At 70.9% G+C, this 25,570-nt stretch carries 27 protein-coding genes, 1 pseudogene and 1 riboswitch; of the genes and pseudogenes, 11 read left to right on the plus strand and 17 right to left on the minus strand.

The window, feature by feature from the left end:
- Positions 1–31: 31 nt before the first annotated feature.
- The 5 genes from metF to ACTMVF_RS26190 all read right to left on the minus strand — a co-directional run bounded on the left by metF (position 32) and on the right by ACTMVF_RS26190 (position 4,561).
- Positions 32–955 (minus strand): methylenetetrahydrofolate reductase [NAD(P)H], encoded by a 924-nt coding sequence (gene metF, locus ACTMVF_RS26170; RefSeq protein WP_441273549.1) that lies wholly within the window; start codon positions 953–955, stop codon positions 32–34.
- Positions 956–1,205: 250 nt separating this feature from the next.
- The gene (gene thiE, locus ACTMVF_RS26175) at positions 1,206–1,868 is read right to left on the minus strand and encodes a thiamine phosphate synthase (protein ID WP_441273550.1); all 663 of its coding nucleotides are present in this window, start codon (positions 1,866–1,868) and stop codon (positions 1,206–1,208) included.
- 631 nt (positions 1,869–2,499) lie between these two features.
- Entirely contained in the window at positions 2,500–2,871 is a 372-nt protein-coding gene (locus tag ACTMVF_RS26180) for an Rv2175c family DNA-binding protein (RefSeq protein WP_058925820.1), read from the minus strand.
- 77 nt (positions 2,872–2,948) lie between these two features.
- On the minus strand, positions 2,949–4,178 hold the full coding sequence (locus tag ACTMVF_RS26185) for an NAD(P)/FAD-dependent oxidoreductase (protein WP_441273551.1): 1,230 nt from the start codon (positions 4,176–4,178) through the stop codon (positions 2,949–2,951).
- Positions 4,179–4,210: 32 nt separating this feature from the next.
- Positions 4,211–4,561, minus strand: a complete 351-nt coding sequence (locus ACTMVF_RS26190; RefSeq protein ID WP_441273552.1) for a hypothetical protein — start codon at positions 4,559–4,561, stop codon at positions 4,211–4,213.
- Between the two features lie 52 nt (positions 4,562–4,613).
- A riboswitch (TPP riboswitch) is annotated at positions 4,614–4,725 on the plus strand.
- Between ACTMVF_RS26190 and thiO the strand changes: the two genes are divergently transcribed.
- From thiO to ACTMVF_RS26220, 6 genes are all read left to right on the plus strand, one after another.
- The gene (thiO, locus tag ACTMVF_RS26195) at positions 4,723–5,892 is read left to right on the plus strand and encodes a glycine oxidase ThiO (protein ID WP_441273553.1); all 1,170 of its coding nucleotides are present in this window, start codon (positions 4,723–4,725) and stop codon (positions 5,890–5,892) included. (Overlaps the previous riboswitch by 3 nt.)
- The gene (gene thiS / locus ACTMVF_RS26200; RefSeq protein ID WP_441273554.1) at positions 5,889–6,110 is read left to right on the plus strand and encodes a sulfur carrier protein ThiS; all 222 of its coding nucleotides are present in this window, start codon (positions 5,889–5,891) and stop codon (positions 6,108–6,110) included. The genes thiO and thiS overlap by 4 nt, the downstream gene beginning before the upstream one ends.
- Positions 6,111–6,113: 3 nt before the next feature.
- Positions 6,114–6,908: a thiazole synthase gene (locus ACTMVF_RS26205; RefSeq protein ID WP_441273555.1), complete on the plus strand. Its 795-nt coding sequence runs from the start codon at positions 6,114–6,116 to the stop codon at positions 6,906–6,908.
- Positions 6,909–7,027: 119 nt separating this feature from the next.
- Positions 7,028–8,965, plus strand: coding sequence for a Stk1 family PASTA domain-containing Ser/Thr kinase (gene pknB, locus ACTMVF_RS26210; protein WP_441273556.1), 1,938 nt, complete (start codon positions 7,028–7,030; stop codon positions 8,963–8,965).
- A gap of 136 nt (positions 8,966–9,101) precedes the next feature.
- Entirely contained in the window at positions 9,102–9,995 is an 894-nt protein-coding gene (locus tag ACTMVF_RS26215; RefSeq protein WP_441273557.1) for a deoxyribonuclease IV, read from the plus strand.
- A 75-nt stretch (positions 9,996–10,070) separates the two neighbouring features.
- Positions 10,071–10,556 (plus strand): DUF4396 domain-containing protein, encoded by a 486-nt coding sequence (locus tag ACTMVF_RS26220; RefSeq protein ID WP_441273558.1) that lies wholly within the window; start codon positions 10,071–10,073, stop codon positions 10,554–10,556.
- 34 nt (positions 10,557–10,590) lie between these two features.
- On the opposite strand, the gene ACTMVF_RS26225 is transcribed toward ACTMVF_RS26220, so the two are convergent.
- Positions 10,591–11,223: a sulfite oxidase-like oxidoreductase gene (locus tag ACTMVF_RS26225; protein WP_441273559.1), complete on the minus strand. Its 633-nt coding sequence runs from the start codon at positions 11,221–11,223 to the stop codon at positions 10,591–10,593.
- Positions 11,224–11,399: 176 nt separating this feature from the next.
- Between ACTMVF_RS26225 and bfr the strand changes: the two genes are divergently transcribed.
- Positions 11,400–11,876, plus strand: a complete 477-nt coding sequence (gene bfr, locus ACTMVF_RS26230) for a bacterioferritin (RefSeq protein ID WP_030051286.1) — start codon at positions 11,400–11,402, stop codon at positions 11,874–11,876.
- A gap of 22 nt (positions 11,877–11,898) precedes the next feature.
- On the opposite strand, the gene ACTMVF_RS26235 is transcribed toward bfr, so the two are convergent.
- Together ACTMVF_RS26235 and ACTMVF_RS26240 are read right to left on the minus strand one after the other, a co-directional pair.
- Positions 11,899–12,159, minus strand: coding sequence for a (2Fe-2S)-binding protein (locus ACTMVF_RS26235; RefSeq protein ID WP_441273560.1), 261 nt, complete (start codon positions 12,157–12,159; stop codon positions 11,899–11,901).
- A gap of 120 nt (positions 12,160–12,279) precedes the next feature.
- Complete coding sequence (locus tag ACTMVF_RS26240; protein WP_441273561.1) at positions 12,280–13,632, minus strand: class II 3-deoxy-7-phosphoheptulonate synthase; 1,353 nt, start codon at positions 13,630–13,632, stop codon at positions 12,280–12,282.
- Positions 13,633–13,728: 96 nt separating this feature from the next.
- On the opposite strand from ACTMVF_RS26240, the gene ACTMVF_RS26245 reads away from it, so the two are divergent.
- Together ACTMVF_RS26245 and ACTMVF_RS26250 are read left to right on the plus strand one after the other, a co-directional pair.
- Positions 13,729–13,785 carry a trp operon leader peptide gene (locus ACTMVF_RS26245; protein ID WP_071528813.1) on the plus strand — a complete coding sequence of 19 codons (57 nt, stop codon included), beginning with the start codon at positions 13,729–13,731 and terminating at the stop codon, positions 13,783–13,785.
- Positions 13,786–13,900: 115 nt separating this feature from the next.
- On the plus strand, positions 13,901–15,790 hold the full coding sequence (locus ACTMVF_RS26250) for an anthranilate synthase family protein (RefSeq protein ID WP_441273562.1): 1,890 nt from the start codon (positions 13,901–13,903) through the stop codon (positions 15,788–15,790).
- On the opposite strand, the pseudogene ACTMVF_RS26255 reads toward ACTMVF_RS26250, so the two are convergent.
- From ACTMVF_RS26255 to ACTMVF_RS26275, 5 genes and pseudogenes are all read right to left on the minus strand, one after another.
- Positions 15,742–15,866, minus strand: a pseudogene (locus ACTMVF_RS26255) (2-hydroxyacid dehydrogenase); the annotation flags it as partial. The gene ACTMVF_RS26250 and the pseudogene ACTMVF_RS26255 overlap by 49 nt on opposite strands.
- Positions 15,867–15,868: 2 nt before the next feature.
- Positions 15,869–16,897, minus strand: a complete 1,029-nt coding sequence (locus ACTMVF_RS26260) for a 6-phosphofructokinase (RefSeq protein ID WP_441273563.1) — start codon at positions 16,895–16,897, stop codon at positions 15,869–15,871.
- A 138-nt stretch (positions 16,898–17,035) separates the two neighbouring features.
- Positions 17,036–17,737 (minus strand): response regulator, encoded by a 702-nt coding sequence (locus ACTMVF_RS26265; RefSeq protein ID WP_441273564.1) that lies wholly within the window; start codon positions 17,735–17,737, stop codon positions 17,036–17,038.
- Positions 17,734–18,963, minus strand: a complete 1,230-nt coding sequence (macS, locus tag ACTMVF_RS26270; RefSeq protein ID WP_441273565.1) for a MacS family sensor histidine kinase — start codon at positions 18,961–18,963, stop codon at positions 17,734–17,736. The genes ACTMVF_RS26265 and macS overlap by 4 nt, the downstream gene beginning before the upstream one ends.
- Before the next feature lie 43 nt (positions 18,964–19,006).
- On the minus strand, positions 19,007–19,768 hold the full coding sequence (locus tag ACTMVF_RS26275) for a lysophospholipid acyltransferase family protein (RefSeq protein WP_441273566.1): 762 nt from the start codon (positions 19,766–19,768) through the stop codon (positions 19,007–19,009).
- A 206-nt stretch (positions 19,769–19,974) separates the two neighbouring features.
- Between ACTMVF_RS26275 and ACTMVF_RS26280 the strand changes: the two genes are divergently transcribed.
- Both ACTMVF_RS26280 and ACTMVF_RS26285 read left to right on the plus strand, forming a co-directional pair.
- The gene (locus ACTMVF_RS26280; RefSeq protein WP_441273567.1) at positions 19,975–20,754 is read left to right on the plus strand and encodes an alpha/beta hydrolase; all 780 of its coding nucleotides are present in this window, start codon (positions 19,975–19,977) and stop codon (positions 20,752–20,754) included.
- The gene (locus ACTMVF_RS26285) at positions 20,747–21,403 is read left to right on the plus strand and encodes a hypothetical protein (protein WP_441273568.1); all 657 of its coding nucleotides are present in this window, start codon (positions 20,747–20,749) and stop codon (positions 21,401–21,403) included. The genes ACTMVF_RS26280 and ACTMVF_RS26285 overlap by 8 nt, the downstream gene beginning before the upstream one ends.
- Positions 21,404–21,423: 20 nt before the next feature.
- Here ACTMVF_RS26285 and ACTMVF_RS26290 read toward each other — a convergent pair whose 3' ends face one another.
- The 4 genes from ACTMVF_RS26290 to ACTMVF_RS26305 form a co-directional block, all read right to left on the minus strand.
- Positions 21,424–22,182 carry an endonuclease/exonuclease/phosphatase family protein gene (locus ACTMVF_RS26290; RefSeq protein ID WP_441273569.1) on the minus strand — a complete coding sequence of 253 codons (759 nt, stop codon included), beginning with the start codon at positions 22,180–22,182 and terminating at the stop codon, positions 21,424–21,426.
- Positions 22,183–22,330: 148 nt separating this feature from the next.
- Positions 22,331–23,284, minus strand: a complete 954-nt coding sequence (locus ACTMVF_RS26295) for an ROK family glucokinase (protein ID WP_274238336.1) — start codon at positions 23,282–23,284, stop codon at positions 22,331–22,333.
- Between the two features lie 113 nt (positions 23,285–23,397).
- Positions 23,398–23,898 (minus strand): DUF5304 domain-containing protein, encoded by a 501-nt coding sequence (locus ACTMVF_RS26300; RefSeq protein ID WP_441273570.1) that lies wholly within the window; start codon positions 23,896–23,898, stop codon positions 23,398–23,400.
- A gap of 57 nt (positions 23,899–23,955) precedes the next feature.
- Positions 23,956–25,134 (minus strand): ArsA family ATPase, encoded by a 1,179-nt coding sequence (locus tag ACTMVF_RS26305; RefSeq protein ID WP_441273571.1) that lies wholly within the window; start codon positions 25,132–25,134, stop codon positions 23,956–23,958.
- Positions 25,135–25,570 lie beyond the last annotated feature (436 nt).

Here is a 25,570-nt window from a genome sequence, read left to right on the forward strand (position 1 = left end):
ACGCAGTGTGACGTATTCCGGTACGGCCGGTCTAGGCCTGCGGTGGGTGGTGCAGGCCCAGGTTTTCGTAGATTTCCAGGGTCGCCGTGGAGTTGTTGAGCGTGATGAAGTGCAGTCCGGGCACTCCCTCGGCCAGTAGCCGCGCGCAGAACTCCGTGGCGAACTCGATTGCGATCGAGCGTACAGCGGTCGGATCGTCTTTTGCTGTGAGGATCCGCTCTTTCAGGGCATCCGGGAAGGCTGCGTTGGTGAGCGACGGGATCCGCTCCAGCGTCCGCACGCTGGCGATCGGCATGATCTCCGGGATGATCGGGGTGTCGCATCCGGCGGCCGTGACACGGTCACGCAAGCGCAGGTAGTCCTCCGGTTCGAAGAACATCTGGGTGATCGCGTAGTCCGCGCCCGCACGGCACTTGTCGACGAAGTGGCGGACGTCGGTCTCCCAGTCGTCGGAGCGCGGGTGCATCGCGGGGAAGGCCGCGACGCCGACGCAGAAGTCGCCGGACGCCTTGATCAGTTCGACGAGTTCGGCGGCGTAGGTGAGGCCTTGGGGGTGCCGCACCCACTCGCCCAGTGGGTCGCCGGGCGGGTCACCGCGCAGCGCCAGCATGTTGCGGATGCCCGCGTCGGCGTACTGCCCGATGATGTTGCGCAGGTCGGCCACCGAGTGGTCGACCGCGGTGAGGTGGGCGATCGGCGTGAGCGTGGTGTCCGAGGCGATCGCCTCGGTCGCCTTGACCGTGCCCGCGCGGGTGGAACCGCCCGCGCCGTAGGTCACGGAGACGAAGTCGGGCCCGACTGCTTCGACCCGGCGCAGCGCGTTCCACAGGTTCCGCTCGCCCTTCGGGGTCTTGGGGGCGTAGAACTCGAACGAATACGTCGTCTTGCCGGTCGCGAGCATCTCGCGCACGGTACGAGCGTGGTCCGACCTGATGGATGCGGTGCCGAGGGCCATACTCGCAGGTTAGCCAGGGGTTCCCGGTCCCCCAACCGAATGCCGGACATTTGCCCGATTTGTCGGGCTGTTGTCCACTCCTTGGACAACGCGGGCCATCAAAAGGCCCCGTTGTGGGCCAGGCAGCGGCCCGAGACCGGGGATCGCAGCCGACTGCCCACTGACTGAGACGGGGAGGGCATGGAACTGAGACGACGTGCCCCGAAGGCCGGCAATGTCGGCGGCCCCCGGTATCTCCCGCAGCCGCCACCTACACCTGCCGCAGCCGCTTCGCGAACTCGGCCGCTGCCGCGCCCGGGTCGTCCGCCTCCGTGATCGCCCGTACGACGACGACGCGGCGGGCGCCGGCCTCCAGCACCTCATCCAGGTTGCCGAGGTCGATGCCGCCGATGGCGAACCAGGGACGGTCGGTGCCGAGGGCGGCGGTGTGCCGGACCAGGTCGAGGCCGGGGGCGTGGCGGCCGGGCTTGGTGGGGGTGGGCCAGCAGGGGCCGGTGCAGAAGTAGTCCACGCCCTCCTGGACGGCGGCCGCCGTGGCCTCGGACTCGGAGTGCGTGGAGCGGCCGACGAGGACGTCGTCGCCGAGAATCGCGCGGGCGGCGGGGACCGGAAGATCACCCTGGCCGAGGTGCAGGACGTCGGCACCGGCGGCGTGGGCGACGTCGGCACGGTCGTTGACCGCGAGCAGCTTGCCGTGCCGGGCACAGGCCTCGGCGAAGACCTTCAGGTGCTCCAGTTCCTCGGCCGCCTCCATGCCCTTGTCGCGCAGCTGGACGATGTCGACGCCGCCGGCCAGGACGGCGTCCAGGAACTCCGCGAGGTCGCCCCGCTGCTTGCGGGCGTCCGTGCAGAGGTAGAGCCGGGCGTCGGCGAGCTGGGTGCGGGCGGTGCCTGCGGTGGCGGTGTCGGACATACGGTGCCCCCTGTGATCGGGTTGCCGGGCGGGATGTCGGGCTGGTGCCGGACGGTGGCACGGTAGCCGGAGCGTGCCGCCGCGTCGCGGGCCGGTGCTGGTCGGTGACTCTGCGTGCGGGCGGGACAGTGACTCGTAGTCCACTCGGGGCATGGCCCGTGGCCCGAGCCGGAGTGCTCCGGGGCCGGACGGCGTAGGGCACCGTGGCACTGCCCGGGCGTGATGTGCCCCACAACGCCGATACGTCGACCCGCCGCCACGTGTGGCGACGCCATGCCCTCGCGCTCGACGTGGCACCCCACCCGACCTGGCGTCATGCGCCTGCCCACCCATGCCGCGGGCGAACGGTGGCCACCCGGTCCCAGGCGTGGAGGTAGGCCCGGCCCACGACTACGGCGGCGCCTCCCTGGCGCCTCGTGTCTGATGCCTGCTGCCTGCTGCCTGACGCCTGACGTCTCTGGTGCCTGATGCCTCTGGTGTCACGTGCCCGGTTGTCAGCCGCACGGCCGCGCCCCAGCCCCCTGCGGGCCGCAGTCAACCGCGACCATGGCCCGCAGGAGCCCGGTCCATAAGCCGGACGATGTTCGGATGAGGGCGTTCGGATGAGGGCCTTCGAGTCAGGGCGTTCGGTTCAGACGGCGAGCGCCTGGGCGCGGCGCTTCACCTCCGTGCCGCGATTCTCGCTGAGGGCCTGCGCGGGGGTTCCGGGCAGGCTCTCGTCGGGGGTGAAGAGCCACTCCAGCATCTCTTCGTCCGTGAAGCCGTCGTCCCGCAGGAGCGTCAGGGTCCCGGACAGGCCCTTGACGACCTTCTGCTCGGCCCCGTCGATGAAGGCGGCGGGGACGTGCAGTGCGCGGTTCTCACCACGGCGTACGGCGATGAGCTGGCCGTCCTTGACCAGCTGCCGGACGCGGGTCACCTCGACATCGAGCATTTCTGCGATGTCGGGCAGGGTGAGCCAGGCGGGGACGAGAGCATCGATCTTTGCGTCAATCTCGGTCACGGAAACAAGCCTGCCATCTGCCACTGACAGTCGGAAGTCAGGCCCGTCCGACCAGGGCCAACACCCCGCTCTCGGCCCTACGCCGTCGCGGCCTTCATCGGCCGCGCCGGGTCCCCCAGCAGCGCCGGATCCATCGGCGTCCCCGCCTCGATCAACCGCCGCCCCTGTGCCAGGTCCCTCGGCCGGCCGACCGCCAGCAGGGCGACCAGGCGGTCGTCCTTCAGCCAGCAGACCGTCCAGGCCGGGCCCGACGTGTCGCCGCGCCACAGGGTCGTGTCGGCGGCGGCGTGGTGGCCGGCGTACTGGACGAAGCGGCCGAACTGCTCGGACCAGAAGTACGGCACAGGGTCGTAGACCGCGGGGGTCTCGCCGAGGATATTGGCGGCGACCGTACGCGGGCCCTGGAGGGCGTTGTCCCAGTGATGGACCAGCAGGCGCTCGCCATACCGTGCCGAGGGGAAGGAGGCGCAGTCGCCGACCGCGTAGACGTCCGGTACGGAGGTGCGCAGGTGGTCGTCGGCCACGACCTCGCCGTGCGCGCCCAGCTCGATGCCCGAGCCGGCCAGCCAGGCCGTGGCGGGCCGCGCCCCGATGCCGACCACGACCGCGCCCGCGGGCAGCAGCGTGCCGTCGTCGAGGATCACCGCGCCGGGCTCGACGCGCTCCACGCGCGCGTGCGTGCGCAGCACCGCCCCGCTGTCCTCGTACCAGGCGGTCATCGGCGCCGCCACCTCCGCGGGCAGCGCACCCGCGAGCGGCCGGTCGGCGGCCTCCACGACCGTCACCGCGCAGCCCGCCTCGCGCGCGGCCGTGGCGAACTCCGCGCCGATCCAGCCCGCCCCGACGACCACGATGTCGTGCTGCCGGGCAAGCACCGGCCGCAGTCGCTCGGCGTCGTCCAGGGTGCGCAGCAGATGCACGCCGGGGACGCCCTCCGCGCCCGGCAGCCGGATCGGTTCGGCGCCGGTGGCTAGCACGAGGACGTCGTACGGGACGGGCCCGGCCTCGGTGTCCAGTTCGTGGTCGGCGGTGCGCACGCCCAGTACCTCGCGGCCCAGCCGCAGTTCGATGCCGAGCGCCTCGAAGTCGACGTCGAAGGCGGAGCCCTCGGCCTTGCCGAGCAGCACGGCCTTGGACAGGGGCGGCCGGTCGTACGGCTGATGGGGCTCGGCGCCGATCAGCGTGACGGTGCCGGTGAAGCCCTGCTCGCGCAGGGCGACCGCCGTCTGCACCCCCGCCATGCCCGCGCCGGCGACGACCACGCGCCGCGCCTGTGACGTGCCCCGTTGCTGCGTCTGCTCGCTCACCTGATCACCATAGACAACTGACTGTTCGTCAGTCAGGGGGCATGCTCAGTGACCTGTTCCACAACACTGGTCCCCTTGCCGGCCTGCGACTCCCACTCCCAGCTCTCCTCCAGGCGCACCCGTCCGTCGGCCAGCTCGACCACCGTGGACACGCAGTGGCCCGACGACGTCGTCCCGTCCCGCTTGAGCTGCACGTACCGAAAGTCCAGCCGGTCGCCTTCCCGTCCGCCGACCAGATACCCGCGCACGACGTCGCCGCCCGCGTACTCGGCCCAGATCTCGCCGTCCTTCTCGTGGTACGTGAAGCGCGTACGCGTACCCACCTGACCTGGGGTTTGGTCCGCGACCGGGGCGAGGACGAGACCGTCGAGCGAGCGGGCCATGGGCGCGGGCTCCCTTACTGAGACATGTGGCGGCGGGCTAGGGTGGCCAACGTAGAGCACTCGCGGGAGCCCGGACGCACCGGGCTGAGAGGGAGGCTGGCGGCCTCCGACCGTACGAACCTGATCCGGGTCATGCCGGCGAAGGGAGGGGCTGGACGCCCATGTCGCGTACGCGAACGTCAGACGTCCTCGTCATCGGGGGCGGCATCATCGGCCTGGTCACGGCGTGGCGGGCCGCAGGGCGTGGGTTCACGACGGCCGTCGTGGACCCCGAGCCGGGCGGCGGGGCCGCCCAGGTGGCGGCCGGGATGCTGGCCGCCGTCACGGAACTGCACTACGGCGAGCAGACCCTGCTCGGCCTGAACCTCGTCTCGGCCCGCCGCTACCCGGACTTCGCGGCCGAGCTCACCGACCTCACCGGCCATGACCTCGGCTACCGCCAGTGCGGCACGCTCGCGGTCGCGCTGGACTCCGACGACCGCGCCCATCTGCGCGAACTGCACACCCTGCAACGGCAGTCCGGGCTGGACTCGGAGTGGCTGTCGGGGCGGGAGTGCCGGCGCCTGGAGCCGATGCTCGCGCCGGGCGTGCGCGGGGGCCTGCGCGTGGACGGCGACCACCAGATCGATCCGCGGCGGCTGGCCGGGGCGCTGCTGGCCGCGTGCGAGCGGGCGGGTGTGGTCTTCCACCGGACGTGGGCCGAGCGCTTCGACGTCGTACGGGACCGGGCGGCCGGTGTCACCACGCCGGACGGCACCGAGCTGCGCGCGGGCCAGGTGGTCCTCGCGGCCGGCAGCCTCAGCGGGCGGCTGCCCGGCGTCCCGGACGACGTACTGCCGCCGGTCCGCCCCGTGAAGGGCCAGGTGCTGCGGCTGACCGTGCCGAAGCGGTACGCGCCGTTCCTGAGCCGGACCGTACGCGCCGTGGTGCGCGGCAGCCAGGTGTATCTGGTGCCGCGCGCGAGCGGGGAGCTGGTCGTCGGGGCTACGAGCGAGGAGCTGGGCTGGGACACGACGGTGACCGCGGGCGGCGTGTACGAGCTGCTGCGCGACGCCCACGAGTTGGTGCCGGGCATCACGGAACTGCCGCTCACCGAGACGCGGGCCGGCCTGCGCCCCGGCTCCCCCGACAACGCACCGCTGCTCGGCCCGACCGAGCTGGAGGGCCTGCTGCTGGCCACCGGGCACTACCGCAACGGCGTGCTGCTCACGCCGGTCACCGGCGACGCCCTGGCGCACGTCCTGACCACCGGTGAACTCCCGGACGAGGCCCGGCCGTTCACGCCCAAACGCTTCAGCGCCGCCGCAGCACTCACGGAGCAGCCCGCATGAGCCTCCCGAACGACCAGGTCACCATCTCGGTCAACGGCGAGCGTCGGCAGATCGAGCCGGGCACGGCTCTCGACACGCTCGTGCGGTCCCTCACCGCGGCGCCCTCCGGAGTGGCCGCCGCCCTCAACGAAACCGTCGTACCGCGCGCGCAGTGGCCGTCGACGTCCCTCTCCGAGGGGGACCGCGTCGAGGTCCTCACCGCCGTCCAAGGAGGCTGAACCATGGCCGACGATCCCTTTGTCATCGGGGACACGTCCTTCACGTCCCGCTTGATCATGGGCACGGGCGGGGCGCCCAGTCTGGAGGTCCTGGAGCGGGCGCTCGTGGCGTCCGGGACGGAGCTGACGACGGTCGCGATGCGGCGGGTGAACCCGTCGGTGCACGGGTCTGTCCTGTCGGTGCTGGAGAAGCTCGGGATCCGGGTGCTGCCGAACACGGCCGGGTGCTTCACGGCCGGCGAGGCCGTGCTGACGGCCCGCCTCGCGCGCGAGGCGCTCGGTACGGACCTGATCAAGCTGGAGGTCATCGCCGACGAGCGGACGCTGCTGCCGGATCCGATCGAGCTGCTGGACGCCGCGGAGACGCTGGTGGACGACGGGTTCACCGTGCTGCCGTACACCAATGACGACCCTGTGCTGGCGCGGAAGCTGGAGGACGTGGGCTGTGCCGCGATCATGCCGCTCGGCTCCCCGATCGGCTCGGGGCTCGGCATCCGCAATCCGCACAACTTCCAGCTGATCGTGGAGCACGCGCGCGTGCCGGTGATTCTGGACGCGGGAGCCGGTACGGCGTCGGACGCGGCGCTCGCGATGGAGCTGGGGTGCGCGGGTGTGATGCTCGCCTCGGCGGTGACTCGGGCGCAGGAGCCGGTACTCATGGCCGACGCGATGCGGCACGCGGTGGAGGCGGGGCGGCTGGCGTACCGGGCCGGGCGGATTCCTCGGCGGCACTTCGCGGAGGCGTCGTCTCCGGTGGAGGGCATCGCACGGCTGGACCCGGAACGCCCCGCATTCTGAACTCCTGTTCGACGAAGGCCTTTCAACCCATGAGGCGTCCGTCACAGCTCGGCTGCAGTCCCGCCCCGATCCCGGCCGAACCGGCAGGCGTGTCAGTGTCGGCTCGTACACTCACCTGCGTGGATACGACCCTTCAGGACCCTCTGGTCGGGCAGGTGCTCGACGGCCGGTACCGCGTGGACGCGCGGATCGCCGTCGGCGGGATGGCCACGGTCTACCGGGCCCTGGACACCCGCCTCGACCGCGTGCTCGCGCTCAAGGTGATGCATCCCGCGCTGGCGGTGGACGGGGTGTTCGTCGACCGGTTCATCCGGGAGGCGAAGTCCGTCGCCCGGCTCGCGCACCCCAATGTCGTGCAGGTCTTCGACCAGGGCACCGACGGGTCGTACGTCTATCTCGCCATGGAGTACGTCGCGGGCTGCACGCTGCGCGACGTCCTGCGCGAGCGCGGGGCGCTCCAGCCCCGGGCCGCCCTCGACATCCTGGAGCCGGTGCTGGCCGCGCTCGGTGCCGCGCACCGCGCCGGGTTCGTGCACCGGGACATGAAGCCCGAGAACGTCTTGATAGGGGACGACGGGCGGGTCAAGGTCGCCGACTTCGGGCTCGTGCGGTCCGTGGACACCGTGACGAGCACCACCGGCGCCGTGCTCGGCACCGTCTCCTATCTCGCGCCCGAGCAGATCGAGCAGCCCGGCGCCGCCGACGCCCGCGTCGACGTGTACGCGTGCGGTGTCGTCCTCTACGAGATGCTCACCGGCGACAAACCGCACGACGGCGACTCCCCCGCCGTGGTGCTCTACAAGCACCTGCACGAAGACGTCCCGCCGCCCTCGGCGATCGTGCCGGGGCTGGCGTACGAACTCGACGAGCTGGTCGCGTCGGCCACCGCACGCACCCCGGACCTCCGTCCGTACGACGCCGTGGCGCTGCTCGCGCAGGCGCGGGAGACGCGTGCCGCGCTGAGCGCTGACCAGCTGGACGCGGTGCCGCCGCAGGCGCTCACGGCGGAGCACAGCAACGCCGACGACCGTACGAGCGTGATCCCACGCGCGCTGACGATCCAGCGGCCGCTGCCCGTGAACGAGGACGAGCCCGAGGCCGTCTTCAACCGGACCAGCCGGCTGGAGACCCCACCACCCCCGCCGCCCCGGCGCCGGTCGCGGGCCGCGCGTGCGCCGCGCGGCCCGCTCGTCATCGTCACCGCCGTCCTGCTGGTCCTCGGCCTCGGCGTCGGCATCTGGTACATCAACTCCGGCCAGTTCACCAAGGTCCCGGCGCTGCTGGCCAAGACCGAGGCGCAGGCCGGGGACCGGCTGAAGGAGGCCGGTCTCGAGGTCGGCAAGGTGGAGCGCGCCTACAGCGACACCGTCGAGCGAGGCACCGTGATCAGCACGGACCCGGCGACGGGCGCCCGCATCCGGCACAACGACTCCGTGAACCTGGTCATCTCGGCCGGACCGGAAACCGTCAAGGTGCCCGACCTTCAGGGATACCCGCTGGCCAAGGCGAAGACCGAACTGAAGGAGAGCGGGCTCGAACCGGGCATGGTGACCCGGGAGTTCAGCGACGACGTCACCCGAGGCTCCGTGATCTCTGCGGCCCCCGATACCGGCACCAAGGTCCGCTCCGGTTCCGCGGTCGCGCTCACCGTCAGCAAGGGCAGGCCCGTGGACGTCCCGGACGTCACCGGCGAGAGCCTGGCCGACGCGAAGGCCGAGCTGACGGAGGCCGGCCTGAAGGTGAAGGTCGCCTCCGCGCGGGTCAACTCCGACTTCGACGCGGGCCAGGTCGCCCGGCAGTCGCCGACCGACGGCAGGCAGGCCGCCGAAGGCGACACGGTGACGCTGACGCTGTCCAAGGGCCCCGAGATGATCGAGGTCCCGGACGTGGTCGGTGACAGCGTCGACGACGCCAGGGCCGAGCTGGAGGCCGCCGGCTTCGAGGTCGACGAGGACCGTGGCCTGCTCGGGCTGTTCGGCGACACGGTCAAGAAGCAGTCCGTGGACGGCGGGGACACGGCGCCGAAGGGGTCGACGATCACGATCACCATCCGCTGAGGAAGGTCATCGACGAAGGTCATCGAGGAAGGCCGGTGAGGCAAGCGGATGAGGCAAGCCGGTGAGGATGCCTCTTGCGGAAGAGCCATCACCGGCCGGTGGCCGGGCGGTCGGGGCAGCATGACACCCTGAACGGGTGAGAAGTCAGCAGTCCGGCACCGCCCCCTCAAGCCCCTCCCGCAATCCCATCGGCGGCCACGTCCCCGTGGCCGGCGGTCTCCACTCCGTCGGGCTCACCTACGCCCACGACCTCAAGGCCGAGACGGTCCAGGTCTTCGTCGCCAACCCGCGCGGCTGGGCCACGCCCGCCGGGAATCCGCGGCAGGACGAGGAGTTCCGCGCGGTGTGCGAGGCCGAGTCGATCCCGGCGTATGTGCATGCGCCGTACCTGATCAACTTCGGCTCGCACACCGAGGCGACGGTCGAGAAGTCGGTGGAGTCGCTACGGCACTCGCTGCGGCGCGGGCGGGAGATCGGGGCGCTCGGCGTGGTCGTGCACACGGGCAGCGCGACCGGCGGCCGGGAGCGCTCGGTGGCCCTGAAGCAGGTACGGGAGCACCTGCTGCCGCTGCTCGACGAGCTGACCCACGACGACGACCCGTATCTGCTCCTGGAGTCCACCGCCGGGCAGGGTGCCTCGCTCTGCTCGCGGACCTGGGACTTCGGGCCGTACTTCGAGGCGCTGGACGCCCATCCGAAGCTGGGCGTGTGCCTGGACACCTGCCACATCTTCGCCGCCGGCCACGACCTCACCGGCCCCTCCGGCATGCACCAGACCCTCGACCTGCTGGTGGACACCGTGGGCGAAGGCCGGCTGAAGCTGATCCACGCCAATGACTCCAAGGACGTCGTCGGCGCGCACAAGGACCGGCACGAGAACATCGGCGCAGGTCACATCGGCGAGGATCCGTTCCGGGCACTGATGACGCACCCGGCCACCGCGGGCGTACCGCTGATCATCGAGACACCGGGCGGAAAGGAAGGCCACGCGGCGGACGTGGAGCGGCTGAAAAAACTTCGGGACGCATAGCCCGTCGAGGAATACCCCTGGGGGGTATCTGGTTCTCTCTCGATGCAGGCGCCAACCTGGCATTGGGGGCAGATCATGCAGCACGAAGCGCACGCGGCACACATGCACCACCACGAGGTGGCCGCCACCAGCACCTGGACCATGGCCGTCAAGGCCACCCTGCACTGCCTCACCGGCTGCGCCATCGGCGAAGTGCTCGGCATGGTGATCGGCACCGCGCTCGGCTGGGGCGACGTACCGACACTGGTGCTGGCGATCACGCTCGCGTTCTTCTTCGGCTACGCACTCACACTGCGCGGCGTACTCAAGGCGGGCGTCGGCTTCCGGGCGGCCGTCCGGGTGGCACTGGCCGCGGACACACTGTCGATCGCCGTGATGGAACTGGTCGACAACGGCGTACTCGTCCTGTGGCCCGGCGCGATGGACGCGGGCCTGGACGACCTGCTGTTCTGGGGTGCGCTGGCCATCGCCCTCGCGGTCGCCTTCGTCGCCACGGCTCCGGTCAACAAGTGGATGATCGGCCGCGGCAAGGGGCACGCGGTGGTGCACCAGTACCACTGACCGGCGCCGCCAGGAGGAGTCAGAGCACGAGGAGTCAGAGCTCGGGCCCCTCCCCGGGCTCCTCCTGGTACGAGTACCGCTGTTCCTTCCAGGGGTCGCCGATGTTGTGGTAGCCGCGCTCCTCCCAGAAACCGCGGCGGTCGGCGGTCATGTACTCCACTCCGCGGACCCACTTGGGGCCCTTCCAGGCGTACAGATGGGGGACGACCAGACGGAGGGGGAACCCGTGCTCCGCCGTGAGCAGTTCGCCGTCCTTGTGGGTGGCGAAGATCGCCCCCTCGGAGGCGAAGTCGGAGAGGCGGAGGTTGGAGCTGAAGCCGTACTCGGCCCACACCATCACATGAGTGACGGCCGGTGCGGGCGGGGCGATCTCCAGGATCGTACGGGCCGGGATGCCGCCCCACTCCGCGCCGAGCATGCTGAACTTCGTGACGCAGTGCAGATCGGCGACGACGGTGGTGTACGGCAGGGCCGTGAACTCCTCATGGGTCCAGCAGTGCTTCTCGCCGTCGGCGGTGGCGCCGAACACCCTGAACTCCCAGCGTTCGGGGCGAAACTTGGGGACCGGACCGTAGTGCGTGACCGGCCAGCCGCGCTGTACCCGCTGTCCCGGCGGAAGCTCGGAGTGTGCTGCTGCTCCACCTTCGCGCTCCACCGGCTGACCCATGACTCCATCCTGACAGACCTGGGGCAGTGCACCTGACCACACCCCTCAATAATTCACCTCATAACGGACTAAGCATGCCCTTACTTACTAAGTGAAGACTTACTGGACGATCTTCTCTGCCGGTGCAATCATGCGGCGCAACCTGCCAGTTCCCCCGCGTGGAAGGAGCCTCTGCGATGCAGGGCGACCCCGAGGTCCTCGAATTCCTCAATGAGCAGCTGACCGGCGAGCTGACGGCGATCAACCAGTACTGGCTGCACTACCGGATCCAGGACAACAAAGGCTGGACGAAGCTCGCCAAGTACACGCGTGAAGAGTCCATCGATGAGATGAAGCACGCGGACAAGATCACCGAGCGCATCCTCATGCTGGACGGCCTGCCGAACTACCAGCGCCTGTTCCACGTGCGGGTCGGCCAGACGGTCACCGAGATGTTCCAGGCCGACCGACAGGTCGAGGTGGAGGCGATCGACCGCCTCAAGCGCGGTATCGAGGTCATGCGCACCAAGGGCGACATCACGTCCGCGAACCTCTTCGAGTCGATCCTCGAGGACGAGGAGCACCACATCGACTACCTGGACACGCAGCTGGAGCTCATCGACAAGCTGGGTGAGGCGCTCTACCTCGCGCAGCAGATCGAGCAGCCGAGCTAGGGGCCGACGAGGCCCACGAGAGCTAGGCCGCGTCCGCCAGGTCGGTCAGCACCGGCTGGCCCTGGTCGGCCAGCTCACGGCGGGGGCACGCGCCCCGGCCCAGGAGTGCCTGGATACGCCGTACGCAAGACCCGCAGTCCGTGCCCGCCTTGCAGGCGGACGCTATCTGGCGGGGCGTACAGGCACCGTTCTCCGCGTGCTGCTTGACCTGTTGCTCGGTGACACCGAAGCAACTGCAGATGTACACGCGGACCACCTCCCGCCGGGATCGAAGTCGTGCCATCCCCTTGATCGGTGAGGCTAACCTAACCTTACCCGTCACACAGGAACCGTAAAAGTGGGGTGGGGCGCGGATCGTATGTGATCCGCGCCCCACCCCATCTGCGGGTAATAACCGAACCCGTTACTGGTCCCTGTACATCTCGGCGACGAGGAAGGCCAGGTCGAGCGACTGGCTGCGGTTGAGCCGCGGGTCGCAGGCCGTCTCGTAGCGCTGGTGCAGGTCGTCGACGAAGATCTCGTCACCGCCGCCGACGCACTCGGTGACATCGTCACCGGTGAGCTCCACGTGGATGCCGCCCGGGTGGGTGCCCAGGGCCTTGTGGACCTCGAAGAAGCCCTTGACCTCGTCCAGCACGTCGTCGAAACGGCGGGTCTTGTGACCCGAGGCCGCCTCGAAGGTGTTGCCGTGCATCGGGTCCGTCACCCAGGCCACCGTCGCGCCCGAGGCGGTGACCTTCTCGACCAGCTCGGGGAGCTTGTCGCGGACCTTGTCGGCGCCCATGCGGACGATGAAGGTCAGCCGGCCCGGCTCGCGGTCCGGGTCGAGGCGCTCGATGTACTGCAGCGCCTCCTCGGCCGTCGTGGTCGGGCCGAGCTTGATGCCGATCGGATTGCGGATCTTCGACGCGAACTCGATGTGCGCGTGGTCCAGCTGCCGGGTGCGCTCACCGATCCACACCATGTGCGCCGAGACGTCGTACAGCTGCCCCGTGCGGGAGTCCACCCTGGTCAGCGCCGACTCGTAGTCGAGCAGCAGCGCTTCGTGCGAGGAGTAGAACTCGACGGTCTTGAACTCCTCCGGGTCGGCCCCGCAGGCGTGCATGAAGTTCAGCGCCTGGTCGATCTCGCGCGCCAGCTGCTCGTAGCGCTGCCCCGACGGGGACGACTTCACGAAGTCCTGGTTCCAGGCGTGCACCTGGCGCAGGTCGGCGTAGCCGCCGGTGGTGAAGGCGCGCACCAGGTTGAGCGTCGAGGCGGACGCGTTGTACATCCGCTTCAGGCGCTCGGGGTCCGGGATGCGGGCGGCCTCGGTGAAGTCGAAGCCGTTGACGGAGTCGCCGCGGTAGGTCGGCAGGGTCACGCCGTCGCGGGTCTCGGTCGGCTTGGAGCGAGGCTTGGAGTACTGGCCGGCGATGCGGCCGACCTTCACGACCGGCACCGAGGCGGCGTACGTCAGCACGGCGCCCATCTGCAGCAGGGTCTTGAGCTTGTTGCGGATGTGGTCGGCGGACACCGCGTCGAAGGCCTCGGCGCAGTCGCCGCCCTGGAGGAGGAACGCCTCTCCCTTGGCGACGGCCGCCATCCGGGCGCGCAGCTGGTCGCACTCGCCCGCGAAGACGAGCGGCGGATACGACTCGAGGTCCGCGATCACTGCGCGCAGAGCCTCGGTGTCGGGGTACTCGGGCTGCTGCGCCGCGGGCAGGTCTCGCCAGGTGTTGCCAGCGCTCGCGCTGGTCTTAGCGTTCACGGTCACGCCCTCAACATTACGGGGTCGTGTCGGACGTCCAGCCCCATGCCCAGCAAATGAGACGCGGGGTACACGACTCGGACATGGGGTAGGGTGCCTCGCATGTTCGCGCACTCGACCCAGAACTGGTGGTGGACCGCTCATCCGGCGGCCCACTGACTGCGCGTACGCAAGACTTCGCGAAGGCCGCCCGAGGGGCGGCCTTCGGTGTTTCCGGAGTCCGTTCCTCTCCGACTGAGTACCACTGAGTCTCACTGAGAAGGAGCACGGACCCATGAACCTGCTCGGCTTGCTGGACGACCCCCGCCCGTTCGCCCTGCTGCGCCGCCGCACACCGGGCCGCGCCGTCGAAGAAAGCGCGACGGTCGAGGTCCTCATCGGCCCGGTCGCCACGTACGACGCCCTCGCCGACCTCCCCGACGAGGGCCTGGCGCTCGTCCCCTTCCGGCAGATCCGCGAGCGCGGCTTCGACGTCCGCGACGACGGCACACCGCTGGTGGTGCTGACGCCGGAGGAGTCGTACGACATCCCCCTGGCCGAAGCTCTCGCCCAGCTCCCGGCGCATGACGTGCGTGTCGAGGGCGGCGGCTTCGACGTGGCCGACGAGGAGTACGCGGAGATCGTCGGGCGCGTCCTGCGGGAGGAGATCGGGCAGGGCGAGGGCGCGAACTTCGTGATCCGGCGGACGTACGAGGGTGAGATCCCGGGGTTCGGACGGGCCGACGCGCTGGCACTGTTCCGCCGGCTGCTGGAGGGCGAGCGGGGCGCGTACTGGACGTTCGTCGTGCACACCGGGGAGCGCACGCTGGTGGGGGCGAGCCCCGAGGTGCACGTGCGGATGAGCGGCGGGACCGTCGTCATGAACCCGATCAGCGGGACGTACCGCTATCCCGCCGAGGGCCCCACCCCCGAGCATCTGCTCGACTTCCTCGCCGACGGCAAGGAGATCGAGGAGCTGTCGATGGTCGTCGACGAGGAGCTCAAGATGATGTGCACCGTCGGCGACATGGGCGGGGTCGTCGTCGGGCCCCGGCTGAAGGAGATGGCGCACCTCGCGCACACCGAGTACGAGCTGCGCGGGAAGTCCTCGCTGGATGTGCGGGAGGTCCTGAGGGAGACGATGTTCGCGGCCACCGTCACCGGCTCGCCCGTGCAGAACGCCTGCCGGGTGATCGAGCGGCACGAGGTCGGCGGGCGCGGGTACTACGCCGGGGCTCTCGCCCTCATCGGCCGGGACTCCGGCGGGGCCCAGACCCTCGACTCCCCCATCCTCATCCGCACCGCCGACATCGACGCGGACGGACGGCTGCGCGTGCCGGTCGGCGCCACGCTCGTGCGCGGCTCGGACCCGGCGAGCGAGGTCGCGGAGACCCACGCGAAGGCGGCGGGGGTACTGGCGGCCTTGGGCGTACGACCCTCCCGGCCCCGTGCCGAGCACGCGCGCGTACGCCTCACCGACGACCCACGCGTGCGTGCCGCCCTCGACGGGCGCCGGGCCTCGCTGGCCCCCTTCTGGCTGCGGATGCAGGACCGGTCCGAGGAGCTGAGCGGACACGCCCTGGTCGTCGACGGCGAGGACACCTTCACGGCGATGCTCGCGCACGTGCTGCGGTCGAGCGGGCTGGAGGTGACCGTCCGGCGGTACGACGAGGACGGGCTGCGGGAGGCGGTGCTCACGCACGAGGGGCCGGTGGTGCTGGGCCCTGGCCCCGGTGACCCTTCCGACCTCACCGACCCCAAGATGCGGTTCCTGCGCGACCTCACCGCCCAGGTCATGCGCAACCACCGGTACGGCGTGCTCGGCGTCTGCCTCGGCCAAGAGCTGCTCGCGGCCGAGCTGGGGCTGGAGATCGTACGGAAGGAAGTGCCGTACCAGGGGGCGCAGACGACGATCGACCTGTTCGGGCGGCCGGAGACGGTCGGTTTCTACAACAGCTTCGTGGCGCGTTGCGACGACGAGGCCCTGCAGGAGCTCACCGCGCACGGTGTCGAGGTCAGCCGGGCCGACAACGGGGAGGTACATGCGCTGCGCGGGCCTGGCTTCGCCGGTGTGCAGTTCCACCCCGAGTCGATCCTCAGCCTGAACGGCGCCTCCGTCGTACGGCAGCTGGTGGGTCAGCTGCGTGGGACCAGCACGTTCTCGGAGCGGCGGCCCGCCCTGTAGTCGAGGACGTTGTGCCTGAGGGCGCCGCCGGCTGACCGACGGCGCCCTCGGTATGGCGTGCCCCCTTCGAGCTCACCGTCAGCCGAAGAAGACCCCGACCTCCTCATACAGCTTCGGATCCACCGTCTTCAGCTTGGCCGTGGCGTCCGCGATCGGGACGCGGACGATGTCCGTGCCGCGCAGGGCGACCATCTTGCCGAAGTCGCCGTCGCGGACGGCCTCGATGGCGTGCAGTCCGAAGCGGGTGGCGAGCCAGCGGTCGAAGGCGCTGGGGGTGCCGCCGCGCTGGATGTGTCCGAGGACCGTCGTACGGGCTTCTTTGCCCGTACGCTTCTCGATCTCCTTGGCCAGCCATTCGCCGACCCCGGACAGCCGGACGTGCCCGAAGGAGTCCAGCGACTCGTCCTTGAGGACCATGTCGCCGTCCTTCGGCATGGCGCCCTCGGCGACGACCACGATCGGGGCGTACGACGCCTTGAAGCGGGAGGTGATCCAGGCGCAGACCTTGTCGACGTCGAAGCGCTGCTCGGGGATGAGGATGACGTTGGCCCCGCCGGCCAGCCCGGAGTGGATGGCGATCCAGCCGGCGTGACGGCCCATCACCTCGCAGACCAGGACGCGCATATGGGACTCGGCGGTGGTGTGCAGCCGGTCGATGGCCTCCGTCGCGATGCCGACGGCGGTGTCGAAGCCGAAGGTGTAGTCGGTGGCGGACAGGTCGTTGTCGATGGTCTTCGGCACGCCGACGCAGGGCACGCCGTACTCGTCGGAGAGGCGGGCGGCTACGCCGAGGGTGTCCTCGCCGCCGATCGCGATGAGCGCCTCGACCTCCTGCTTGGCGAGGTTCTCCTTGATACGGCGGATGCCGTCCTCCTGCTTCAGCGGGTTGGTGCGCGAGGAGCCGAGGATGGTGCCGCCGCGGGGCAGGATGCCGCGCACGGCGGGGATGTCGAGACGGACGGTGTCGTTCTCGAGCGGACCTCGCCAGCCGTCCCGGAAGCCGACGAAGTCATAGCCGTACTCCTGCACGCCCTTGCGGACGACGGCCCGGATGACGGCGTTGAGACCGGGGCAGTCGCCGCCTCCGGTCAGTACTCCGACCCGCATGGAAATGTCCCTTCGCCGCGGTTGCCTGGTGAGGCCACGCTAATGGTGATCCAGGTCACAGCGGGATGGGTCGGAGCGGCAATTCCGGTGAACTGCCGGGTATTTGGTTTACGCCTCGTCAAGCGGGCGGCCGATGGATCACTCGTCGTCGAGGCCGCGCTCTATGGCGTACCGCACCAGCTCCACCCGGTTGTGCAGCTGGAGCTTGCCGAGGGTGTTCTGGACGTGGTTCTGGACCGTGCGGTGGGAGATGACCAGGCGTTCGGCGATCTGCTTATAGCTCAGGCCCTTGGCGACGAGCCGCAGCACCTCGGTCTCGCGCTCGGTGAGCTGCGGGGCCCCCGGCTGGTCGGCGTCCTGCGCGGCGGGCGCCGGTTCGGAGGCGAGGCGGCGGTACTCGCCGAGGACCAGTCCGGCCAGGCCGGGTGTGAACACCGGGTCGCCGACCGCCGTACGGCGCACCGCGTCCAGGAGTTCCTCCGTCGAGGCCGACTTCAGCAGATAGCCGGTGGCGCCCGACTTCACGGCCTCCAGGACGTCGGCGTGCTCGCCGCTCGCGGACAGGACCAGGACACGCAGCGCGGGGTTGTGGGCCACCAGTTCCTTGCAGACCTGGACGCCGGGCTTGGCGGGCAGGTTCAGGTCGAGCACCAGGACGTCGGGGGCGGCGGCCTTGGCACGGCGTACGGCCTGGTCGCCGTCGCCCGCCGTGGCGACCACGTCGAAGCCGGACTCGGCCAGGTCGCGGGCGACCGCGTCACGCCACATGGGATGGTCGTCGACGACCATGACCTTGATCGTGCCCTGCTGTCCGGCCCGTCCGGTCGCGGTGTCCGTCATCGCTGCTCCGCCTTCCCCCGTGAAGCGCTGCTGTCCTTCGGTACTTTCAGTTCCACTTCGGTGCCCTGCCCCGGCACCGAGATCAACTCGGCGCTGCCGCCGAGGTCCCGCAGCCGCCCCCGGATCGACAGGGCGACGCCGAGCCGCCCCTCACCCTCGGCCTGCGCGAGCCGTCCCGCGGGGATTCCGGGGCCGTCGTCCCGTACGGTCACGATCACCGCGTCGGGCTCGTCCTCGACGAGGATCCACGCGCGCGCGTGCTCCCCCGCGTGCTTACGGACGTTGTCCAGGGCGGCCCCCACGGCCGCGGCCAGCTCCCGCGCGGCGGCCGGGGCCAGCGGCACGGGCGCGCCGGGCTCGGCCAGACTCACCTTGGCGCCGGCGTACGGGGCGAGCAGCGCACGCAGATCGACGGGACCGCCGGAGTCGTCCGGCTCCTCCACGGCCCGTACGACAGCCCCCTCGGCGACGTCCTCCGACACCCGCGACACGGGTACGAGGCCGCCCGAGACCAGCGTGCGCAGCGCCACCTCCTGCTCGCCGGCCATCCGGCCCAGCTCGGCCGCCTCACCACCGATGACGGCACCGCGCCGCTGCACCATCGCCAGCACCTGGAGCACGCTGTCGTGGATGTCCCGGGCGAGCCGCTCCCGCTCACGGGTCGCCGCCTCGATCTCCAGGGCCCGGGCGAGGGTGCGCTCGGAGGCGCGGGCGACCTCGACGACGTAGCCGATGGCGATGGAGGCGATCCAGACGAGCAGCACCATGTGGATGGTGTCGCGGGTCGGCACTCCGGAGCGCTCGATCAGGTTGGCGGCGGCGACCAGCGTGGAGGCGAAGGCGGCCCAGCGCCAGCCGCCCTTGATGGCGAACGCCAGCACGGCGCCCCCGGTCCATATCGACGGCAGGGTCGGGGCTCCGGCGTCGATCCGCTCGGGCGACTCGGCGACCCAGGTGAGCAGGATGCCGACGAGGGCGATGGTGAGGTCCACGGCGAGGAAGCGCTTGGTGCAGCTCGCGGCGTTCGCGACCCTGGGCAGGGTGGCCAGGGTCCAGACGGCCAGGACGGCGAAGTAGGCGATGGCCACCCAGGGGCGGACGACCTCGTCGTGGGCACTGGCGAAGAGCCCGATCGCGTACACCATGGTCAGCACGCGGTAGCCGGTGAGCGCGCGCCACAGCGGCTGCTCGACGGACATCCTCATGACCCGCTCGCGCTTGGCCATTCCCCCACCCCTGTTTTCGAATCGCTCGCTCAGACTGCCCTGCCTAGGCCCCCGACCGCTCCTCGTCCGCCTTCTTCGCCTTCTTCGCCTGTTCCTTCTTCGCCTGTTCCTTCTCGGCCTTCGCCGCCTCCGCGATCTGCCGCTTGGCGGCGGTCGCGTACATGTCGACGTACTCCTGGCCGGAGAGCTTCATGATCTCGTACATGACCTCGTCGGTCAGCGCGCGCAGCACGAAGCGGTCGTGCTCCATGCCCTGGTAGCGGCGGAAGTCCAGGGGCTTGCCGATCCGGATGCCCGGCCGCATGAGCTTGGGCATGACCTTGCCCGGCGGCTGGATCTTCTCCGTGTCGATCATGGCGACCGGGATGACCGGCGCTCCGGTGGCGAGCGCCACGCGTGCGAGGCCGCCGGGCTTGCCCCGGTAGAGCCGGCCGTCGGGCGAGCGCGTGCCCTCCGGATAGATGCCGAACAGCTCACCGCGCTCGAGGACCTCTATGCCGCTGTTGATGGCCGCCTCGCCCGCGCCGCGCGCCCCGGAGCGGTCCACGGGCAGCTGGCCGACGCCCTTGAAGAACGCGGCCGTCATCCGGCCTTTGACGCCCGGGGTCGTGAAGTACTCGGCCTTCGCGATGAAGGTCACCTTGCGGTCGAGGACCGCGGGCAGGAAGAACGAGTCCGAGAAGGAGAGGTGGTTGCTCGCCAGGATCGCGGGGCCCTCGGCGGGAATGTTCTCCAGCCCTTCCACCCAGGGCCTGAAAGCGACCTTCAACGGTCCCCCGATGGCCACCTTCATCGCGCCGTACAACAACCGAGTGCCTCCTGTGTCTGTCGATGAGACCTTAACCCGGGCCACTGTCAAAGAGTCCGACGGCCCTGGTCGGTGTCAGTACGGTCGCGTACGGTGAAGCACACCTGGCTGTATCGATATGCAGCTCCGCCGCGTGGGTTCATGTCGTTCCTCTTCGTTCATGTCCGTCATGTCCGTCCTTCTCACGAACAGGAGACCGTAAGGTGCCGGTCCTTCCTGGAGCCGAGCCGTACCGCCATGAAGGCGGGGAGATCGGGGTTCTGCTCTGCCATGGCTTCACCGGTTCCCCCCAGTCGCTGCGCCCCTGGGCGGAGTATCTCGGCGAGCGCGGGCTCACCGTCTCGCTGCCGCTGCTGCCGGGCCACGGCACCCGCTGGGAGGACATGCGGCTCACCGGCTGGCAGGACTGGTACGCCGAGGTGGACCGCGAGCTGCGCAACCTCCGCGACCGCTGCGAGCGGATCTTCGTCGCGGGCCTGTCCATGGGCGGGGCCCTGGCGCTGCGGCTCGCCGCGAAGCACGGGGAGCACGTCGCCGGTGTCATGGTCGTCAACCCGGCGAACAAAGTGCACGGCCTGTACGCGTACACCCTCCCGGTCTCCCGCCACCTCATCCGTACGGTGCCGGGGATCGCGGGCGACATCGCGAAGGAGGGCGGCATCGAGATCGCGTACGACCGGGTGCCGCTGCACGCGGCCCACTCCCTGCGGAACTTCTTCCGCCTGGTCGACGGCGAGCTGCCGCAGGTCACCCAGCCGCTGCTGCTCCTGCGCAGCGCACAGGACCACACCGTGCCGCCGGCGGACTCGGCCCGGGTACTGAGCCGGGTGTCGTCCACGGACGTAACGGAGGTCGTGCTGGAACAGAGTTATCACGTGGCGACGTTGGACCATGACGCGGACCGGATCTTCGAGGAGAGCATCGACTTCATCGACCGGCTCGCAACCGGCGTCGGCAGAGAAGGGACGACCGCACGTGGCTGAGCACGACTCCGACCGCGAAAGGCGCGAGGACCGCGACGATCGCGAGCCGGAAGAGCAGCACGTCCCGTTCGACGAGGACGCCGCCTGGGCTGCCATCGTCGCCGGGTACGGCGACGAGCCGCCGGACCCGCCGGGCTCGAAGCCGTTCAAGTCGGTCGAGGACCTGGCGCTGCTGGAGACCGAGGCGAACGACGAGGCGAGCGGCGGGACGGACGGCGAGCCCAAGAGCGACAAGGACCACGACAAGGGCACGAAGACCAAGCAGGCGGACGAGCCCAAGGGGGACCGGGAGGACAAGCCCGCCAAGCCACTGGGCAGCTCCGTCTCCTTCGCCCCCGGCGTCGGCCCGCGCGACTACAGCGTGCCCGAGCCGTCCGAGGACGACTTCGACACCGACGACGAGGGCCACTTCGTCCCGCCGGAGCCGCCGCCACTGCCCGACGCCGACCCGACCGCGAAGTTCGCCTGGCTCGCGGTGATCGGCGGGCCGATCCTGCTGCTGCTCGCCGTGCTGCTCAGCTGGGACATGACGTGGTGGCTGGCGACGCTCGGCATCGGCGGGTTCGTGGGTGGGTTCGCCACGCTGGTGATGCGGATGAAGACGGATGACGACGAGGACGACGACCCGGGCCGGGGAGCCGTCGTCTAGGGGAGCCGTCGTCCAGTCCTCTAAAGGGCTGGAATTCTGAGGGCGGCCAGGACCGGAAGGTGGTCCGTGGCCGCCCTCAGGTCTGTCTCCGTCACGCCGGGGTGGCCCACGGGGACTCCGCAGCCGAGTACCTCGATGCCCTTGGTGGCGAAGATCGCGTCGATGCGCTGGTGGGGGTCGACCGGGGTCGAGGTGTACTCACTGCCCCAGGGGGCGGTGACCCAGCAGTCCTGGAGGCCGTCGGCCAACCGGAGGAAGGTGCGTCCGGCGGGGCGTTCGTTCAGGTCGCCGCCCGCGACGGCGTGCTCCACGCCCATTGCGGCGAGGCGGTCGAGCAGCATGCCGCCCTGTTCGTAGCGCTCGTCCTTCTGCAGGCTGAGGTGGCAGCTGAGGACGCCGAGGCGGGCGCCGCCGAACCGGACCACCGCCGTGGCGAAGCCGCGTCTGTGGAGTCCGGGGGTGAGGGGGAGAAGGACGTCCTCGGTGCGTTCGACCGTTGCCCGCAGGTTGCACAGGATGGCTGGTCCCGCTGCTGTGGCGCCACCGGTGAGGATGACGAGGTTCGCTGCGCGGGCCAGGCGGGAGAGCTTCTTGCGCCAGCGGAAGAAGCGGGGGGCTTCTTGGACCAGGACCAGGTCGGGATCGCAGGCGTCGATGACGCGGGCGAGGGCGGCTGTGTCGTCGCGCATCGAGCGGATGTTGTAGCTGAGGACGCGGATGACGGCTGAACCGTCGGGCTCGGTACGGGAGGTGGGGAGCGGCGAGGGGGACGTCTCCATGCGGGTCAATCTAGCCGGGCCCGGGGTTCGGGGCGCCTGATGGCTCGGGGCGCGAGGCTTCTGGGCGACTTCCGGTTGTGTGTGGCTTGTCGCGCAGTTCCCCGCGCCCCTGAGGGCATCTCAGCCGCCGTATGCCGAGAAGCGGCCCCTACATGATCGGATCCGGCTCGCGGGCAAGGTCTGCCGCGCCCACCAGCCCCGCCTTGTTGCCCAACTGGGCGGCGATGACATCCGCCACCGGGCGCCAGTTGCCGCCCACCAGCCAGCGCTTGTAGGACTTGCGGATCGGGTCGAGGACCAGTTCGCCCTCGTCGGAGAGACCGCCGCCGACGATGAAGGCGGACGGGTCGAAGAGGGAGGCCAGGTCGGCGAGGCCGGCGCCGGCCCAGCGGGCGAGCTCGCGGTAGGAGTCGACGGCGACCGGGTCGCCCTGGCGGGCGGCCATGGAGATGTGCTTGCCCTCGATGCCCTCGGGGGTGCCGTCGCCCATGCCGAGCAGGATCTCGGCGTTCTCCGGGGTGGCGTTGGCGCGCTGCTTGGCGTATCTGACGAGGGCGCGCCCGGAGGCGTACTGCTCCCAGCAGCCCTGCGAGCCGCAGCCGCACATCAGGCCGTCCGGCACCATCCGGATGTGGCCGAACTCGGCGGCCACGCCGTAGTGCCCGCGGCGCAGCTTGTTGCCGATGATGATGCCGCCGCCGAGGCCGGTGCCGAGCGTGATGCAGATGACGTTGCGGTGGCCCTTGCCCGCGCCGAACTTGTACTCGCCCCACGCGGCGGCGTTGGCGTCGTTCTCGACGACGACCGGGAGGCCCACGCGGGCCTCGACCTTCGTCTTCAGCGGCTCGTTGCGCCAGTCGATGTTGGGAGCGAAGTAGACCTCGGAACGCTGACGGTTGACGTATCCGGCGGCACCGATGCCCACGCCGACGATCTCGTGTCCGGCGCGCGCGCCCTCCACCGCGGAGGCGATGGCGTCCACGATGCCCTCGGGCGTGCCCGGGGTCGGCACCTTGTGGGTCGAGAGGATGTTGCCTTCCTCATCGACCACGCCGGCCGCGATCTTCGTGCCGCCGATGTCGACGCCGATGGTGAGTCCCATGAATCCCTCAGTTTCGGTCGAGCCCCGCTACGGCCAACGGTACCCGAGGCCCTGCCGTCAGGGCCCCGTCGTCCGCCCGCTGGGCAGCCCGGCTGAGGGGTGGTCGCGGGCCTTCAGTCCAGGTCGATGCGCTCGCCGGGACCGGCGTCGTCGCCCCGGTCGCGGCGCTCGCCGAGATCCTGGTCGCCGGTGGTCCAGCGTCGTTCCTGGGCCTGGACGGCGGAGCGGTAGGCGGCGAGGAGTTCGGTGCCCGCGGCAGCCAGATGATCGAAGACGTCCGGGTTGCGCTCGATGACCGGCTCGACGGCGGCCTTGGCCTGTTCCACGACCTGCTTGACCACCTGCTGGGCGGCGGGTCCGGCGACCGCGCCGAGCAGCGGGGACTGGAGGGTGGATAGCTTGTCCGCGACGGTGTCGACGAGCTTGCGCAGTTCCTCGGCGGCCGAGCCCGGCGGTGGGCCGTGCTGGGCGCGGCGGCGGGCCTTCTCCGCCGCGAGGTCCTCGGCGCACGCGGTCGCCCAGGCGTCGGCGTCGCTCGCCCGCACCTCGTCGGCCCGTACCTCGTCGATCGCCTCGTGCTCTTCGGCGTCGGACGGGGGGAGCTCTTCGCTCATGACGGACTCCTGACTACGGTTCGTCTCTACGACGTTACCCGAACGGGCGTACCTGCTTCACCGGGTCCGCGGCCAGAGTTCCGGATCCGGCGCGAACCGGATCCGCAGCTCGCCGTCGCGCAGCGCGGCCCCGTCCACACCGCACCGGCGCAGGGCGGACGGCAGGGGCACGATACGCCGGAACTGTCCCGCGGTGACGACGACTTCGTCGCCGCGCCGGACGAGGTCGAGCTCGTCGCGTACGGCGCCGGGCAGCGGGACGGCCCAGACGAGGACGCCGTCCTCGGCGAGGCGGTCGGTGACGGGCCACTCGACCGTGGACGAGGTGTCGTTGACGGCGGGCACGGCGAGCGCGTCGAGATCGTCGACGCCACGCGGGTCGCGCCCGAGATGCGCGATGTGGTGGACGTCGTGGTCCGCCTCCCCCCACTCCTCCAGAACCTTGCGCTGCTGGGCGACGGGCCCGGCGAGCCAGCTGTCCGCCGGCGCCTCCGCCTCCGGCAGGACCCGGTTGGCGACCAGCAGGTCGGGGCGCAGGCCCCGCAGGGCGAGGGCGAGGGTGGCGGCCCGCACCGCGTCGGCGCCGCCCGGACCGGGCTCGGCGACCAGCCGTACGACGGTGTCGCGGTCGGCGACGACGGCCTCGACGGCGGCGAGCTCGACGTCCCAGCGGGCCGCGGTGTCGTACAGCCACTCCGCGGGCATCGGAACACCGGCCAGCCGCCCCAGTACCGGCCGCAGGGCCCGGGCCGCCTGCCGCTCGGAGGGGAGCAGCCGGCGCAGGTAGCGGCGCAGCTCCTCGGGGAGCGAGAGCAGGGCGAGGGCATGCGGGGTGGCCGGGAGGTCGACCACCAGAAGCTCATGGGCCTCGGCGAGCGCGGCGTCCCGCAGGGCACGGAGCAGCGCGAACTCTTCTGCGCCGGGGAGGGGGGTGACCTCGTCCGGGTCGAGCCGGGAGGCGCCGAGGAGGTCGAGGGCGGCGGTGGCACGTTCCTGGAAGGCGGCGAGGTCGTCCCGGAAGCCGGTGGCGGCGTCGGGGCGCCATGCGGTGAGGGTGTCGGTGACCCGGGCGGGGGTCGCGCCGGTGGTCACGCCGAGTGCGGCACCGAGGGTGTCGGTGCGGTCGGCGCTGAGGACGAGGGTGCGGGTGCCGTTGTTCGCCGCCGCCAGCGCGGTGGCGGCGGCGACGGTGGTACGGCCGCTGCCGCCAGGGCCCGTGATCAGGATCGTGCGCATGGGGGTGAACGGTAACGGACGCCGGGGTTCAGCCCGATCGGCAGGTGCGCGGCGTGGGGGCTGGGCCGGGGGGGAGGACGCGCAGCCCGGCGCTGACGGCTGCACCCCCCGCGCCCACCGTGCCGCCCTGGGCGGCACGATCGCCCGCGGCTGGGCGAGCTCCGCGGCTTGACGGCATGGCTGGACGCCACGGCCGGCTGCGGCTCCCACGACTGGGCGGCTCGGCCGGGCACCACGGCCCAGTGCGGCTGCCGCGGCTGAGCGGCGGGTGCGTGGGCCGGGTGATCGTCAGTCATCGACAAGTACCGGCCGGCACCATCCAGCCCGTCCGGGGGTGCCCCCTGGGGGAGTTTGAGGACGAGGCCCGTTCAGGGCCGAAGCGGGGGTCTGGGGGCCGCAGGCCCCCAGGAGGGCGGGGTCGAAGGGGCGGCAGCCC

The sequence above is a fragment of the Streptomyces sp. SD31 genome, assembly GCF_052068475.1.
Taxonomy (GTDB): domain Bacteria; phylum Actinomycetota; class Actinomycetes; order Streptomycetales; family Streptomycetaceae; genus Streptomyces.